Origin of the sequence: Sphingobacterium siyangense (assembly GCF_023277505.1) — a bacterium.
GTDB lineage: Bacteria > Bacteroidota > Bacteroidia > Sphingobacteriales > Sphingobacteriaceae > Sphingobacterium > Sphingobacterium siyangense.
Genome location: NZ_CP080574.1, coordinates 4,552,784 through 4,569,479, shown reverse-complemented (window position 1 = coordinate 4,569,479; position 16,696 = coordinate 4,552,784). Strand labels below are relative to the sequence as shown.

At 44.1% G+C, this 16,696-nt stretch carries 10 protein-coding genes; 7 read left to right on the top strand and 3 right to left on the bottom strand.

The genetic code is table 11. From position 1 onward, the window contains the following. Positions 1–193 precede the first annotated feature (193 nt). Complete coding sequence (locus K2F45_RS19205; protein WP_075993576.1) at positions 194–3,595, top strand: family 43 glycosylhydrolase; 3,402 nt, start codon at positions 194–196, stop codon at positions 3,593–3,595. A gap of 75 nt (positions 3,596–3,670) precedes the next feature. Here the strand turns inward: K2F45_RS19205 and K2F45_RS19200 are convergent, their stop codons facing one another. Further along, on the bottom strand, positions 3,671–4,150 hold the full coding sequence (locus tag K2F45_RS19200) for a hypothetical protein (RefSeq protein ID WP_248932092.1): 480 nt from the start codon (positions 4,148–4,150) through the stop codon (positions 3,671–3,673). A 234-nt stretch (positions 4,151–4,384) separates the two neighbouring features. On the opposite strand from K2F45_RS19200, the gene K2F45_RS19195 reads away from it, so the two are divergent. Beyond that, on the top strand, positions 4,385–5,308 hold the full coding sequence (locus tag K2F45_RS19195; protein WP_248932091.1) for a hypothetical protein: 924 nt from the start codon (positions 4,385–4,387) through the stop codon (positions 5,306–5,308). Positions 5,309–5,397: 89 nt separating this feature from the next. Here K2F45_RS19195 and K2F45_RS19190 read toward each other — a convergent pair whose 3' ends face one another. Continuing rightward, positions 5,398–5,610: a hypothetical protein gene (locus tag K2F45_RS19190; RefSeq protein ID WP_075993573.1), complete on the bottom strand. Its 213-nt coding sequence runs from the start codon at positions 5,608–5,610 to the stop codon at positions 5,398–5,400. Between the two features lie 595 nt (positions 5,611–6,205). Here K2F45_RS19190 and K2F45_RS19185 point away from each other — a divergent pair. From K2F45_RS19185 to K2F45_RS19175, 3 genes are all read left to right on the top strand, one after another. Then, positions 6,206–9,313 carry a SusC/RagA family TonB-linked outer membrane protein gene (locus tag K2F45_RS19185; RefSeq protein WP_075993571.1) on the top strand — a complete coding sequence of 1,036 codons (3,108 nt, stop codon included), beginning with the start codon at positions 6,206–6,208 and terminating at the stop codon, positions 9,311–9,313. A 15-nt stretch (positions 9,314–9,328) separates the two neighbouring features. Then, the gene (locus tag K2F45_RS19180) at positions 9,329–10,933 is read left to right on the top strand and encodes a RagB/SusD family nutrient uptake outer membrane protein (RefSeq protein ID WP_075993570.1); all 1,605 of its coding nucleotides are present in this window, start codon (positions 9,329–9,331) and stop codon (positions 10,931–10,933) included. A gap of 252 nt (positions 10,934–11,185) precedes the next feature. Further along, positions 11,186–12,820 (top strand): alpha-L-fucosidase, encoded by a 1,635-nt coding sequence (locus K2F45_RS19175; RefSeq protein WP_248932090.1) that lies wholly within the window; start codon positions 11,186–11,188, stop codon positions 12,818–12,820. 5 nt (positions 12,821–12,825) lie between these two features. On the opposite strand, the gene K2F45_RS19170 is transcribed toward K2F45_RS19175, so the two are convergent. Then, positions 12,826–14,358, bottom strand: a complete 1,533-nt coding sequence (locus tag K2F45_RS19170) for a trypsin-like peptidase domain-containing protein (RefSeq protein WP_248933808.1) — start codon at positions 14,356–14,358, stop codon at positions 12,826–12,828. A gap of 459 nt (positions 14,359–14,817) precedes the next feature. Between K2F45_RS19170 and K2F45_RS19165 the strand changes: the two genes are divergently transcribed. Beyond that, positions 14,818–15,405, top strand: a complete 588-nt coding sequence (locus tag K2F45_RS19165; RefSeq protein ID WP_248932089.1) for an RNA polymerase sigma factor — start codon at positions 14,818–14,820, stop codon at positions 15,403–15,405. Between the two features lie 65 nt (positions 15,406–15,470). Next, a complete protein-coding gene (locus K2F45_RS19160; protein WP_248932088.1) occupies positions 15,471–16,667 on the top strand; it encodes a FecR family protein in 1,197 nt (398 codons plus the stop codon). Positions 16,668–16,696 lie beyond the last annotated feature (29 nt).

Below are 16,696 nucleotides of genomic sequence, written 5' to 3'. Positions count from 1 at the left end.
TTGTACCCTCGATTTATGGGTAGATTTTAACCTTCAATAGCCCATTTTTAACCTATTAGCCCTCAAAATTTGTAATGCGATGATCGAAGTTATAAATTTAATGTTAAATAGACATTTATCGTAGATTTTATTTGTTGTAAAGTTAGTTGAATGGCGATATCGTTTTTTATGTACCAGTAAACTTTGTGTTATCATGAAACATCATTTTTCTTTCGCTATTTTGGTTGCACTGGTTATGTCGCTTACAGGGCTGGTGGCACAGCCGTTGAAACCCTACCAACAGCCTAATGTATTGAATCCACTGTTGCCTGGGTATTTTGCGGACCCGAGCATCAAGAAAATTGCAGATACGTATTATATCTATGCGACCACCGATGGTAATGGTTGGGGAGCAGGGCCATCACAGGTATGGACATCCAGGGATTTTAAGAACTGGACCATTCAACCCATGAACTGGCCCAATACACACTGGTACTGGGCTCCTGATATGACGCAGGGATACGACGGAAGATATTACCTCTATTATAGTCAGCCTGTAGAAATTTTTGGGGCAGTGGCCGACAGCCCCACAGGCCCCTGGGAACCTTTGGTAGCCGGTGGCAAATCGATGATCCCGAACTATATGGTTCCAGGTGTAATTACTCTGGACGGGCAAACCTTTCGGGATGATGATGGTCGCATCTATCTATTTTGGGGAACCTGGGGAATCTACCCCGATCATGGATGTGGGGTGGGGATACTCAACAGGGATATGAAAACGTTCGAAAAAACAGCATTGATTCCTAATACGGTGGCAAAGGACTTTTTTGAGGCGCCCTATATGTTTAAGCGTAAGGGCATCTATTACCTGATGTACTCCTCGGGGCATTGTGAAGATGGTACTTATCGTGTGCAATATGTTAAAAGTAAAATCGGTCCCATGGGACCTTTTGAATATCCATCGGCCAATCCGATATTGATTACAAACGAGGATGGTAGTATTCATGGTCCGGGACATCATAGTATTCTTGAACAGGATAATCGTTATTTCATCGTCTATCACAGGCATAATAATCCACATGCTGGGGGCGGCTTCCACCGTCAGGTTGCCATGGACGAGCTATTCTTTAGGCCTGACGGCGATATTGAGCCGGTGCGGCCCACACATGCTGGTGTGACAGATTTGCTTCCAACAGTTACAGGGCCGGTCGATTTGGCTTTTGGGAAAACGGTGAAGGCCTCCTCTTACTACAATACAGATTTTAGGCCTGCATTCTTAGTCGACAACAACAATGGAACACTATGGCGTGCCAAAAATAATCAAGGACCGGCCTGGGTAGCTATTGACCTGGGTAAGAAGCTGGATATACAGACCATATCCATTCAGTTTGAATACCCAACTTATGCCTATCAATACCGACTCGAAACCTCTGTGGATGGTCTTGCCTGGAAAAGCTTTGTAGATCGCTCGAATAATGACCGTTGGGCAAGTCCTATTGTTGAACACGGCAAAGCTATGGCAAGATATGTTAGATTACATGTATTGAACACGCAAGTGAATGGACTTCCTCGTGGCGTTTGGAACATGAAAGTGTATGCACAAAAGCTTCCACAACAGACGCTGTGGTCTGCAGCACAAACGATGCCCGTCAAGGAAATAACATTGGGTAATTTAATCCATATCGATGCGGCCAATTACCAGGAGGGGCAACAGGTAAAAGGTATTCAGAATAAAGGGCTACTCGGGGGGATGTTCAGTACAGAACATGCCTTGGCCGTTAAAAATTATCAGGGTAAAAAGGCATTCTTCTTTGATGGAGCTACCGCATTGCGCTCGACTTTCACTGTGCCACAGTCGTTGGCTACAAATAGTTCTTATAGTATTGCGCTATGGGTCAATAATCCGGACATCGCCAGGTTTGAACAGTTGGTTGCCTGGTCGTCGGGGCAGCAGGATCTCAGCAAAGCAATTTTTGGTTATGGTACTGATCCCGGACGTGGGGCCATCACGCATGGCTCCTGGCCTGATTTGGGATATGCATCGGTTCCAGGCGCAAATATATGGCATCATATTGTATTTTCTTTTGACGGCTATCAGGAATCTATTTATGTGGACGGAAAGCTGCAACGCAGGGAAAATAGGATGCTGTTTGTCAGGCCCGGAGATGTTTTTGTCCTGGGAGCTTCGGATGTGCTAGATCAGTATTTTTCGGGCTATGTATCCAGTTTGCAGGTATATAATACGAGCTTGGATGAGGAGGAAGTGGCCAGTTTGGCCAATGAAGTCCCGAAATCGGATTTCTTTGGGCTGCAAACTGACGATTTAAATCTCGGAAAGCTCAGCACTTTGCGGAACCAGGGAACAGCAAAGGATACCTTAGTGGCGCTTGACGATGCGGAGGTGGTGGTAGCGGGAAATAGATTGGCATTGAAAGGTAAGGCTTTTGAAAGTGCGGCGCTAACGGACATTCTTCGTCAGCAGCAGTATACGCTGGATTTTGACTGGTACGACGGCGCTGCCTGGCAGCATGCTTTGTTTGTGCATGATAAAGGAAAAAAGCGCTTTTATCGCAATGGGAAGGCTGAAAAGCGGGTGTTTTCTGAAAAACTGCTGGGGGTAAATAAGACTAGCATTGAACTGGCTTATCCATTTCATTTCTTTCGCGCCTATTCTGGCACCTTAACATCGGATGAGATAAACGCAAAGTTCAGTCAGTGGAAAGCAGGCTTGGCCAATGGGCTGGACGGGTATGTTCCGCAGGTGCTTTCTCCGCCGCACCTGATCAATGCGGATCAGGTATTTGTACAGGTCGAAAAGCAAGCGGGAATGTGGTATCTCTTCCGTTCTGAGGGCGAAAGTTCAGGCTGGAAGCAACAGTCTTACCATCTCTTTAAATCATTCGAACCTGGAAAATCCATCGAAGTTCTGGCAAAGGATGCCTTTGGCCATGTCAGTAAGCCGGTAGTGGAAGGGGTTTCGGCGAAAAGGCCGCAATTGGTACAGCCAGCACACGATGAAAGCTATTCCGCCAAGGATCAGAAAATTCCTTTCTGGGATGGTTATCAATACAGTGAAAGAACCGACAGTACACAGACAGCGCTTTCCTACTTGAATGGAACCTGGAAAATCCAGTCCAAAAATACAAAATGGGGTGATGCAGACCTTCTGGCCCCCTTTGTTTATAAAGAGCTGGAGGGAGATTTCACGCTAGAGGTTAAGATAAGCGATGTGGCAGGCTTGGCCCGCAAAGCACGTACATCAAGTGAAGCCGGTATCATGATTCAACGCGTGGATAGTAAGGATGCCTACATCACCAATTGTATTTTGACGGGATGGAACCTGGGCAATCTTTCGCGGAGCATCGGCCCACAGATTTTTCAGGAAGAGAATACAGGAACCGGCCTAAATTTTTCGCCCTACCTTCAGGTTCAGAAGATCGGTAATTATTTCTTTTTGCGTTGCTCGGGAGATGGCATGGACTGGAAGGATCTTCCCGGAACACCGTTTCTACGCCCCGATCTGAACGGCAAAAGACTGCGCGTCGGACTTTATCAGATTGCCGGTAACAACCAGTTAGGTTATGGTGAATTTGAAAGACTTCGTATCTGGAAGTAAAAATGATATGTCCATAAAAAACGGTATTGAACATTGTTCAATACCGTTTTTTATCGAAAGTTTACTGAAGAAGGATCACTTGGAGTCATTTAGCGCTAAAGAGCTGATCAATGAGTCAGCTTCTTTTTTTTCGATCTGTTTACTGTATGATGCGGTCAGCACTTTATAGCGGATATCCAACACTTTCTCCTGTAAATCATAATCTGTCGTCACTTCCAATACCTTGGTATATTGTCTTTTTTCGGCATCATATCCGAAAGAAAAAAGATCGAGTTCTTTTTTGATACTGCAGCCTTTAAAATAGATGTTTTTCCAGCGATGCCCTATATTGCCGCTCGGATTATACCAGATGATGCAGGAATCAAGGTTCCTTCTGCCCCAGCTAGCTGGAATGGGATGCAGCCCCAGCTTTTTGCGTTGCTCGTTGTAATTGACTCCATATTTTTCGGTAATACATGTTTTGCTGAAATACGACCGCATAGATGGGTAAATGGGCAAGAGTATCACAACGAATGATAATACAATAAATAGGTTCCGAAAAAGGGTTTTGTTCATAAATGGTCTTTTGATGTTGCTAGGCTCGTATATTTTGCACCCGCATTGTATCTGTATACAATGGGTTCCTGTTTTCATTTTAAATATATTAAAAAAATATGGAGTGATCGACCTGTTGTGCGGATTTTCAAAAAAATATAGGGCCTTCTTTTTGTTTTCCAAAAAAGTAAATAGGTGGGGCAAAAACATTCTGAAAAGGTTATTGTTGTAAAAATTAAGGCATAACCTCAGGTAATGAAAATACTTCTTCTAACGATCAGATCTTTTCTCTTTTTGTCCATATTGCTGTTGACAGCCTGTTCGACCTTGATCAACAATGTTCAGGTACATACGTTGACAACAAACTACTGTGCGCCAAATGTGGCCTATACATCAATTCCAATACAGGAAATCGCTGCCTCGGATAGTATCCAGATAAGGAAAATTTTTTCTTACCATGATTTTGTGCTGATCAAATACCTCAATCTTGCAGAACCCATTATCCAGTATTTGGGGACTGCGAATAGTGCTACACTGAAATTGGCGGCAAGGCAAAAGATGACTGAAAGGTACATGCTGTTTGAGACAGAACTGAATGCCATTGCAGCGGAGTTGGACTGTAACGGTGAGCGTATCGATAAGCTCGCAGGATATATAGACGAACTGAATGCGAAAACGCAGACCCGTTTGACGGTGGCTTCTATACTTCTGGGAGCGGTGACAGCGGTTACTGCAACAACGGTCAAAAATGATGGCCTCAACAATGGGTTGAGCATCGCTGGCGGGGTCGGTACCGCCGTATTGGGATTTATGACACTGAACCCAAAAGGCAAAAAGGTCAAGATGCAGCTGCAACGTAATATGCTTGAAAGTATTTGGTATCAAAATAATAAGGCGCAGATCTACCCAAGCTCAGTTTGGGGAATTTTATCCGAGAAAAAATTTAGCAACGCTGAAAACTCGTCACTGATAGAAACAATGCGGCAGCGCTGGCTGCAATATGGTTTGGACGATGAACCGGATAGTCCCCTGCAGCAGCTTTATTTTAAGAATGGTGGAACTTTTGCAGCCGAGGAACTACATGATCTAGCCAATATGCACAATGAATTGCAGGCGACCATACGTTCTATTCAGCAGGATATGCGAAGTTTAATACTGGCCATTCATACACTGGAATGAGGGTAAGGGTTCAATTGGTTAATATTGTACTATTTTCGGCCGTTAAGCAAATTCTTTTTATCTAGGAATACGATTATTCCGTTATTCGTTTATACGGGAATCTCTTCCTCAATAGTGACAGATTGTGATTTTTTAATATTTTTGATGCCTTTCCTATGGAGCCATTCGGTAAAATGATCCGGGTCGTCCGGTATAAAATGGATCACCTTACCATTTTTGAGGAGTAAGGAAAATATACCGCAATTAGCGATGAATTTGATGATTTCATCGGAATGGTGTTTCAATAGCGAAAAATATTCCATTAAGTTTGGTTTTTCTTTAAAAAATAGGTCGGATAAACTATCCAAAATATGCGTTAAATGGCCAATTCAATCGATTGCATAAGTCAATTCAAAGATGTGAAATATTTTTAATATTTCTTCAAAAGATTATAAATTAATGTTGCTTTTTTTTGTTAAACTGTTTTCGCTTGGCTACTTAATCACCGCATTTCTATAGATCTCTCAAAATGATATCTCCAGTAGGTTTCCTGTTTTGATCTCAAGATAGGTTCTGGATCGATATCCAAAAGTAATGGCAATGGTCTTCGATAACAGCTTTTAAACATTTTTACCCTTCTTTTAAATATTCGTTGCAAAGCGATTTTGTTGAAAGCAATAGCTTTGCTTTGTAACCAATTGGCGAAAAGCCAGTTCATTTTAAATAAATGATCCAGTAAATGCAATAGTGAATTTTTAAGGGATGCCACCTGTTAAAGCGAGCTTATTATGTGACCAGATAGCACATAGCGGTGAGCAGATACAGTTAGCATATAAGTAATAAATAACCAATTTGTATAAATAAATAACCAAGTACTCGCCTCAAGGGGCAAAAAGACATTTATCTCAAATAAAGATTATGAACAGAAATTATGTGTCTTCTTTCTTTTGTTTTCCCAAAGAAAGGAATAGGAAAGTGAAATGGTTGTTAATGGCTTCCATTTTAATGGGCATTGGACGACTGTCTGCTCAGGAAAAAGTGATTCATGGAAAGATCATCAGTGATCAAGGAAAACCAATTATTGGGGCATCGATCAAAGTGAAGGATAAAACCCTCAGTACTTCAACAAACGAGAAAGGCGAATTTGTACTCAAACTCAATCCGGGAGAAGTCCTTATTGTATCCAATGTGGGTTATAATCAGGCAGAATATGTAATCGGTAATTCTTCGGAAATCAGTATTCCACTTGTTGCCGCAGAAATTGCCGTGGATGAAGTTGTGGTGGTAGGCTATGGTAAACAGAAGAAGGTCGATCTGACCTCTTCCATCGCTGTTGTGGACACCAAAGATCTGGTGAAAGTACCTGGTGGTACAATTGCTACGCTTCAGAGCGCCGTGCCTGGAGTGCAGGTAACCAATGGCGCTATCCGTATCCGTGGCGTTGGATCCATTAACGGAACCGATCCGCTCTATGTCGTGGATGGGATGATCGGCGGAGCTATGCCGGATGAAAATAATATTGCCAGCATTCAGGTTTTGAAAGATGCCGCATCAAGTGCCATCTATGGTTCCCGTGGGGCCAATGGCGTTATTTTGGTCACCACAAAACGGGGTAAAGCCGGAGAGGTGAAGCTCGATTATAATGCCTTCGCCGGCATCAAAAATATTTCCCATAATATACCTCTGCTGAACGGACAGCAACTGGCCGAATTGATTAATGAGGAAATGTACAATAAGGATCCTTCGCGCAAAGATTATCTGGCCGCGCTGTCTAAACCCTCCGACATCGGGCACGGGTATAATATGATGGACGAATTGCTGCAGACGGGCAATTATCAACGGCATAATCTCTCGGTTTCCGGCGGATCTCAAAACGCCAATTTTCGGCTTAGCGGTATCTATGCGACAGACAAATCCATTATTATTCAAGATAAAAATAAGTATTATGGCGCCCAATTTATCTCTGATTTTACCAAAGGAAAACTCAAGATAGGCGAAACCCTTTCCTTAGGTTACACCCGCCGCAACTGGAGCGACAAAAATATCATCGATGCGCAAAAGTGGTCCTCGACATTACCGCTCTACGATGCCAACAGCAGCACTGGTTTTGCCGGAGCTGGCAATGGAACGGATGTTCAGAGTGCATTGGCAAATGCATACCTCAATAAAAACGTCAATGACAACTTTTCGGTAAACGGCAATGCCTGGGCTACTTATGAGATTATAAAAGGCCTGGTTTACAAATTTAATATGGGGATCGACCTTAGCCGGGTGCGGAATGAGGGGTATATAGGTAACTACTCTGTCGGACAATATCAGAACCATAATCCGGATGAACTCAATATTTCCAGCAGTCAGAATAACCGCTGGTTATTTGAAAACACGCTGACTTATGAAAATAACTTTGGTAAGCATGCGATTTCGGCTTTGGCGGGAATCACTTCAGAAGAATCCCGGTATAATGCTGTCAATGCTGGGGCCCGTGGTTTGCCGAGTCCGGATGTTTTGATCCTTAATTCGGCATCCCTGGCGAGTTCCCGTCTTGTGGGGTCAGGTGTGGGACAGTCTGCCATGTATTCCATGCTGGGACGTGTCAACTATAATTATGATAACCGCTACTTGTTGACATTTAATATGCGACGGGATGGATCGGCCAACTTTAGCAATCAATACCGCTATGGAAACTTTCCTTCGGTATCAGCGGGATGGCGGATCAGTCAGGAATCTTTCATGAAAGCATTTCCTGCGATCAGCGAATTGAAGCTCCGAGCTAGTTACGGGCTTTTGGGTAATTCGGATATTGCACAATATCAGTATCAACGGACAGTTAGTTTCGACCATGTCTGGTATTACCTGAACAATGTGATGGTCACGGGGGCCCTGCCACAGACTCCCTCGAATCCGAATGTAAAATGGGAAAGTCAGTATTCAACTGATCTTGGTCTCGATCTGGAGCTTTTTGATCATAAATTGGCTTTGACAGTTGATTACTATAATAAAAAGACCGAGGACATGCTGATCAATGTACCCATTTCGTTTACCGCAGGCTATGGTAACAACTTTCCCGTGCTGAATGCCGGTAGCATACGGAATCGGGGCTGGGATATCCTGGCTTCCTACAAAGATCAGGTCGGTAATTTTGGCTATCGTATCGGCGCCAATATTTCTTTTGTGAAAAACCGCGTGCTGAGTCTGGGCAACAATAATGAAATTTTATGGGGAAGTATCTCTCCTGGGGGTGAAAACGTCACAAGAACAGCAGTTGGTCGTTCGGTAGGGGAATTTTGGGGCTACACCACCAACGGTTTATATACCAGTCAGGCACAATTGGATGCCGATAAAGCTTTTGCACCCCACGCAGCATTGGGCGATGTACGCTTCAATGACCGAAATGGCGACAAGGTCTTAAATGATCAGGATAAGGATTTTTTGGGAAGCCCAATACCTGATTTTAGTTACGGCTTCAATGCTGATGTAAACTACAACAGTTCGATTGGCACATTTGATCTGTCGATGATGTGGCAGGGAAGTAAAGGAAACGACATCTACAACAATAGCCGCTATTGGGGCGAGGGAATGTACCATTACTACAATAATTTTGCATCGACTCTGGATCGTTATCGTGCGGAGGAGCTTGTCTTCAAAAATCCGGTATCTGGTGAAACTACGGTCTATCCAAAAAATACAGATACTACTATTCCACGCGCTGTACTCGGCGATCCCAATCAAAATTTAAGGGCATCCAACAGGTTTGTGGAGGATGGCTCTTACCTCCGGCTTAAAGTACTCAACATTGGTTACAGTTTTTCAAGTCCTAGACTTGAACGTTGGAAGATCGACCGACTGCGGTTTTACGTAGGCGCAAAAAACCTACTGACCTTTACCAAGTATTCAGGTTATGATCCTGAAGTGGGGTCGGGCGATACACGCTCCAATCTAAGCCGTGGTATCGATGGGCAAACGCCTTGGGGGTTGAGCTTTCCAAATTCAAGAGAGTATTTTATGGGTATTCAATTTACATTCTAATCCCTTATTGACATCATGAATAGAAAATATATAAAACTCGCAGCTGCTGCATTGCTGATACAGTTTTCAAGCTGCAAACCGAATCTGGATCTCTCCAACCCGCAGGAATTGTCGACGGACACCTATTATAAAACAGCAGATCAATTGGAAAATTCGGTCATACCGGCCTACCAAGCGTTAATCGGCCGCACACAGGGTGGATATGCGCGCAGTTTGTATTTCGAGCTTTTGGCTCCTGGGGATGATTACAATCATACCTTCAAATGGGAACCCATGTATCAGGATACCTACAATACCCCTGCGAGCGATGGGATGGCCGCCCAGACCTGGAGAGATTTTTGGAACGGGGTGTTTGCGGCTAATTTAGCCATCGATCGGATTCAGAAGTTTGAAGGCGAAATAGATCAAAATAGAAAGAATAGACTCTTGGGGGAAGCGTATTTTTTGAGAGCACTGAACTATTTGCACCTGAGCATGTTGTTTGGCGAAACCATTCCGCTGATCAATAAACCTGTCGAGACCAACGAAGATTATTATCCGGGCAACGCAGCGGCGGGTGCCGTGTATGCGCTGATCGTGGATGATTTTAAGAAAGCATCGGAATTGTTGCCAACGCGGGCAGCACTCTATGCCGACAGTAAAATGATCGGTCGGGCAACCAAAGGTGCAGCACAGGCTTACCTGGCCAAAACTTATTTGTATAAACCCATCCTCGCAAAAGGACAGGCAGCGGATTTTGCCAATGCTGAGATCCAGTTGAAAAGCGTGATTGATAGCAAGGAGTATCAGTTGATGTCCTCTTACAGGGATAATTTTCTGGAAACAAAAGAGAATAATCAGGAGTCTGTTTTTGAGGTGCAACTCTACAATGGACCGGGCTGGCTGGGGGACGATATATCGAGTTCATGGCGGTGGCAGGAAATCGGAATGTTTGACGGAACGGGTGGTGCCTGGTGGAATCTGGCGCCCAATAAAATGGCACATGATGAATTTGAAGAAGGAGATCCCCGGAAATATATGACGCTTTGGTGCGAGAATGGTGCAAAGTTTACGCAGCTGGACGGTAAGGTCACGACCTATACGGACTGGATGAAAAACCTGGCGACCAATAAAGATTTCTTTGGTACCCGGAAATATTGTCCGGATGTTCAGATCGCTGACTTTGATAATGGTAACAATGATCGTATTTTTCGCTATAGCGATGTGCTGCTGCTTTATGCGGAATGTCTCAATGAACGTGGCGATATCGCCGGAGCGAAACAATACATCAACCTGGTGCGTAAGCGCGCCAATAATATCGTTCCGGATGAGCAGCCACACCTATGGTATCAAAAATCCAATGGAACAATTCCTGATGTAGATGGATTGATCGCTCAGGGATTAGTAAAAAACGGCGTTCCTTTAAATACGATCAAAAATATTATCGTGCATGAGCGATTTGTTGAATTTTTGGGAGAATATCAGCGGTATTTTGACCTGTTACGGTGGGGGATGGCCAATCCAAGCTGGCTGGAACCTTTAAAAAAAGGCGGCTGGTCTACCAAAGCAATGTTCTATCCTTTTCCACAGTCGGAATTGGACAACAATAAAAATTTGAAAGGCAATGATATGAACAATTGATCTGGGAAAATAGATGTTTTTATTTATTCATAGTTAGTGTTAGGTGGAGGTGTCCTTTTTAGGGCACCTTTTTTTGGTTCAACTGATCAAAAAGAATCCTGTGTCGATATTGTACTAGTATTGATCGATTATGTAGTTTCTTTCCTGATCCAATACAGGTATTTTTGGTATTCAAGTAGATAACAAATTATAAACCGAATGCCTTTGTCGTGCAATTTGTGTCGAGGCATTCTGATCGAAGATCATTGTATAATGGACAGAAGAACAGCAATTAAGTTTCTCGGTGCAACTATTCCGACGCTTTTCCTGAGTAAATTTAGCCTTTCCCAAGCTCATCTGGGGAAAGCTCCTTTTAATCCCGACTGGCGTTCATTAGAAAATTATCAGGTGCCTGAGTGGTTCAGGGATGCCAAATTTGGTATCTGGGCGCACTGGGGCCCGCAGTGTCAGCCCGAGCGCGGCGATTGGTATGCGCGGGGCATGTATCAGGAGGGATCCGATCAGTATAATTATCACGTTGAAAAATATGGACATCCTTCGGTGTTTGGTTTTAAAGATGTTATCCATCAGTGGAAAGCCGAAAATTGGAATCCGGAAGAGTTAATGGAACTGTATCAAAATGCCGGAGCCCAGTATTTTATGGCTTTGGCCAATCATCATGATAATCTAGACCTTTATCGCAGCAGCCACCATCAATGGAATAGTGTAAATGTTGGCCCCAGGAAAGATATTATAAAGGGTTGGGAAAGCGCTGCAAAAAAAAGAGGGCTGAAATTTGGTGTCAGCGTACACGCGGCACATGCCTGGACCTGGTATGAAACGGCACAGCGGAGTGATAAAGAAGGCAAGTTTGCCGGTATACCCTATGATGGGAAACTAACGAAAAAAGATGGCGCAGGAAAATGGTGGGCAGCATACGATCCGCAGGAGCTTTATGCACAGGATCATGCGCTTAGTTTGGATAGTAAGGATGATAACACCGTTCATCGGCAATGGCATTGGGATGTGAATTCAGGGGTAAGTGTGCCAACAAAGGCCTATTGCGAAAACTTTAAGGCCCGGACCCTGGAATTGATCAACAATTACAAACCCGATATCGTTTATTTTGACGATACGGTGCTGCCACTTTATCCAATAAGCAATGTTGGCTTGGAGATCGTAGCCGATTTTTATAATAAAAGCGTGCAGGCAAATAAAGGCAAGGTTAATGTGGTAATCAATGGGAAAATACTGAATGAACAACAACGAAAATGCCTGGTATGGGATATTGAACGTGGACAGAGCAATACCATTGAACCGCAGCCCTGGCAGACCTGTACCTGTATCGGGTCTTGGCATTATGATCGCCGGATTTATGAGAATAATCACTATAAATCGGCTAAAACCGTAATTCATATGCTGATTGATGTCGTCAGTAAAAACGGTAACTTATTGTTAAGTGTACCATTGCGCGGTGATGGTTCTATCGACGATAGGGCGAAGGAAGTGGTACAAGGCATAGGAAGCTGGATGGCCATACACAAAGAAGCCATTGTTGGAACGCGTCCTTGGCGCATTTTTGGTGAGGGACCTGCACAAGAGGAAGCTCCTACATTGCATGTGCAGGGCTTCAATGAAGGAAAAGGTAAAGCTTTTACCGGCGATGATGTCCGTTTTACGACAAAGGGAAATACAGTGTATGCCTTTATTATGGGAACAACGACCGGAACGCAGATTACAATCAAGTCATTGGGCCGTTCGACAGGCCATACGCGAAAGGTCAGTCAGGTAGAGCTGCTCGGAACGGATGATCGGATTTCCTTTCGACAACTCGACAATGCCCTGCAAGTATCGCTACCCGACGACTTCGTTCAAAACAATATTGCGACAGTATTAAAAATTACCTGATAACATTATCTTTTTGAGCTGCTAATGAGCTGTTGCGCTTTGGATAAAATGTCCAGGATAGTATCTCGAGGGATAGCAAGGCAAGCTGTATGACTAAAGCGTGCAATATTGAGTCCTATAAAATTGCCTTCGCTGTCGATGATCGGACTTCCGCATTCGTCGGCATGAATGCGGGAATCGTGGAGAAATACACGTGGAAAATTATCCCTGCGCGTTGATTTTCCTTTGGGAATGTGATTGGCGGGATGTGGGTTTTGCTGCACTGCCCATTTGGACAGAATGACTTGGGTATGTAGTGCCGTCACCCCGCGACGGAATTGAACCGCTAGTGTATCGCCTGCAGAAAATTGCGGCATGGCAGCATTGATTTTGAGGGCACTTGCAACATCCTGGCCGTTTAATGCCATGATTTGATCTCCAATACGAAGTCCAGCCCGTCCTGCAGCACCCATACTGTCCACTTTTGTTAAGGTTGGAAGACCTGCAATTTCCTGCATCTGCGCATCGAACGTGCCCGGAATCGGTATGCGTGGAAAGGTTCGCGGCGGCATGCCTAGGACACCGCTTTTACGCTTATTGGCGGCAAGCAGCGACAACAGCTTTATACCGAGTAAAGAATCAGGAATGGCCAGTCCGGTGTTCGCCGATACAGTGATTGCCGGAAATTTATGATCACTTATAAGTGCGATCAGGTCGTTTTCTTCATCTCTAAGCAGGATCTTCAAAGCATAGGTGCTGTTGTGAAATTTGGCCATTGGCGCTGCGCCAATCTGGCTACTCTTGGATAAGATCACCTGCTTGTTGTTTGCCAGATTAAATGCGGTGCCTAATATATACATGCTATCTCCCTGCAATGTACTGTGAATAGGGATAGACTGAACATTTGTTTTGGGGTCTTGTGTCGGCTTTTTGATTCCGAATACCGCGAGGTTTTTCGCTAAGGGATCGCTACCGATTGAATCAGTAGCAGTGGGGTTACTGTTTATTGCAACCGGATGGGTCAGCGAGCTCCAATAGATGCGATAGCTGTTTATAGGTACTTCAAAATTGATGCTCTCCGCAGCATCGATACGACTATGTAGGCCAATTACGCGGCCTAAGGCGTCAAATAATGGACCGCCGGAATCACCGGGCTCCATAATACTGCTACTTTGAATAAAACCGTAGTCATCCATTTTTTTTAAAATGCGCCCAGTGCGGAGAAAAGGGATGTTGAAGGGCAGGGTTTCGGGATAGGATAATCCAAAGCAGAGTTGCTTTTCGGCGATGGATGACGACCAGCCCATTTCAGCAAAGGGCCAAGGACCTTCACCCTGCATCTTCATCATCGCAATATCGGGCAGGTTGCTCTGTTGGTCGACGACCAGTCGTCCGAGCGCTTTGGCAACACCCTGCTTGCCATCAGGAAAAATCACCCGATAAAAATTGCCCGGCTTGGTGGAATGCGCCACCGTAAGGATCGTTCCATCCGAGTTCACGATGACTCCACTGAAAGGCGCACTGTTTTGCTGACTGCTCGCACTGTCTATACCGAACATTTTTATGGAGGCCGCTAGCGCTCGGTCAATAATAGATCTCGGTATCTCGCGGTCAGCGGTCTGCTTGTGCTGCGCTAAGCAGTAATTGAAGCCTGTGATCAAGCACAAAATTGTCCAGATAATGAGGTATCGGAGAAAGGTGCTTTCAGAAATTTTGTTGAAGCAAGGTGTCATAGGGCAAATAGGTTGATTTATTGGATTAGGTTTTGCTTTAAAAAGCGACAGCTCAAAGGTAGGGCATTTGTCAACGAAAAAACAAGGGTAGGGAAACAGTTCTGAATAAATTACTGACCTGAGCTTGTTTTGTATGTGCTTGGCTGAAAAATTTATGGTATAGGAGCGAAAATTGTGAAAAAATAGTAGGAAGAATTTAGGGATAGGCCAATCATAGGAAGTATCCATTCTTTTTAGTTATATTTATCCACGAAAAGATTAACCGCTAGCTAAACGAATCTACCCATGAAGTATACGAGCGAGAAAGAGCTGCTTGAAGATTTCCTTAACGGGGAGGAGCAGGCTTGTGCGCATGTATACAACCGTTATTTTAGTCGCATTTGTTTATACGCATCGAGCTTTGTGGATGAAAGCAAAGAAGCTGAAGATATCGCTGAGGAGGGATTTCTTCGCTTATGGCAGAGCAGACGGCATTTTGAAAGTTTATCACATCTGAAGGCGGCGCTTTATCAGGCCACCCGTCATGTAGGCATCAATCACCAGACCGCTCGGCAGCGAAGATTGAATCGAGTCGATAGTTATGTGGCACAACAGGAACAGAATCAAAAATCTTACCTGCATGAAATTGTGTATACCGAAGCCATGGCCGAACTCTACGAAGCCATTCAGAAGCTGCCACCCAAAGCACGTGAAATTATACAGCTGAGCTACCTCGAAGGCAACAGCAATCAGGAAATTGCGGATCTATTGCAACTAAATATTCAAACAGTAAAAAATCAAAAGTTACGTGCCCTAGGCCTGCTACGCCAACATTTGAGACGAGATTCCTTTAATTACCTATTGTCATTAATCGTTCTTTTTGGGAAAATTTAATTTTTTTTAATTGTCTTTGGTACTTTTTTAAATCGGCGTGGTATCTATAGATGAAATAGCTCAAAATGGATCCTAAAGAAGAAGAAAAACTCATCCGTATCAGTGCACTCATTCTCCAAAAAATGCAGGGAACGCTAACAGGCGAAGATCGATTTTTTTTGGAGATTTGGCTACAGGAATCCGAAAGGAACAAACAGATCTATCAACGTTGTCTTGATGCGGAGCAGCAGCGTGATGCTTATACGCGTCTACAGGATTTTGAAACGCGACGTAATTTTGAGTCATTAAAAGCTAAAATTTCCTTCCAGACTTCAAAGAAAGGACCTGGGCTCCTGAAACGTCTATTGCCTTACGTTGCTGCCGCCAGTGTGCTGCTGGCTCTTTCTGTGGTTTGGTATTGGAATAAGGATAGCAACCGGCTGGTTGAAACGCAGCGGGAGGTTGTAAATGATTGGCTTCCAGCTTCCCATCAGGCTGTTATCACACTCTCGGACGGTAGGCAATATGCTTTGAATAAAGGCGAAAAACAAGTTGTTATCGATGGCGGCGGCATACGCTATGAAGACGGACATGAAGTTGCTCCGATCAATGCTGCGGTGTCTGCCAGAATCGAAACCCCACGGGGTGGTATCTACGAAGTCACTCTTCCCGATGGAACCCTCGTTAAACTAAATGCCGGGACGACACTTTCTTATCCGACAGTATTCGCTAAAGATAAACGCGAGGTAACGCTCCGTGGAGAGGCTTATTTTGAAGTTGCAAAAAAGAAGGATCAGCCTTTTATAGTTCATACTAAAAACCAGCAAGTACAAGTACTTGGAACGCACTTCAATATCAATGCCTATCAGACATCGGTACCTACAAAGACCACTTTGTTAGAAGGTAAAGTAATGGTAACGACGCTGCTCGGAAGTCAAAAAGTAACCTTATTGCCCGGCGATCAGTCTGTCAACACAGGTACAAAGTTGACCAAACATCCGGTAAACGTACAACAAGAAATGGCTTGGGTATATGGCAAATTTAATTTTGACGGAAAATCACTTCGCCAAGTGATGGATGAACTTTCCCAATGGTATGCCATAGATGTCGTGTATAAGGGCGATGTGCCTGATGTTTCCTTTTTCGGTGGAACATTCAGAACGAGCAAGTTATCAACTATCCTTAAAATATTAAAAGACCAGGATCTGTCGTATCATTTGACGGAAAATGGGAAACTCATTATTGAAAAAAATGATCCTAAAGCACAGAAAGGAGGGCAATAAAGAACGAAAAATTATACTTCACCAAACGA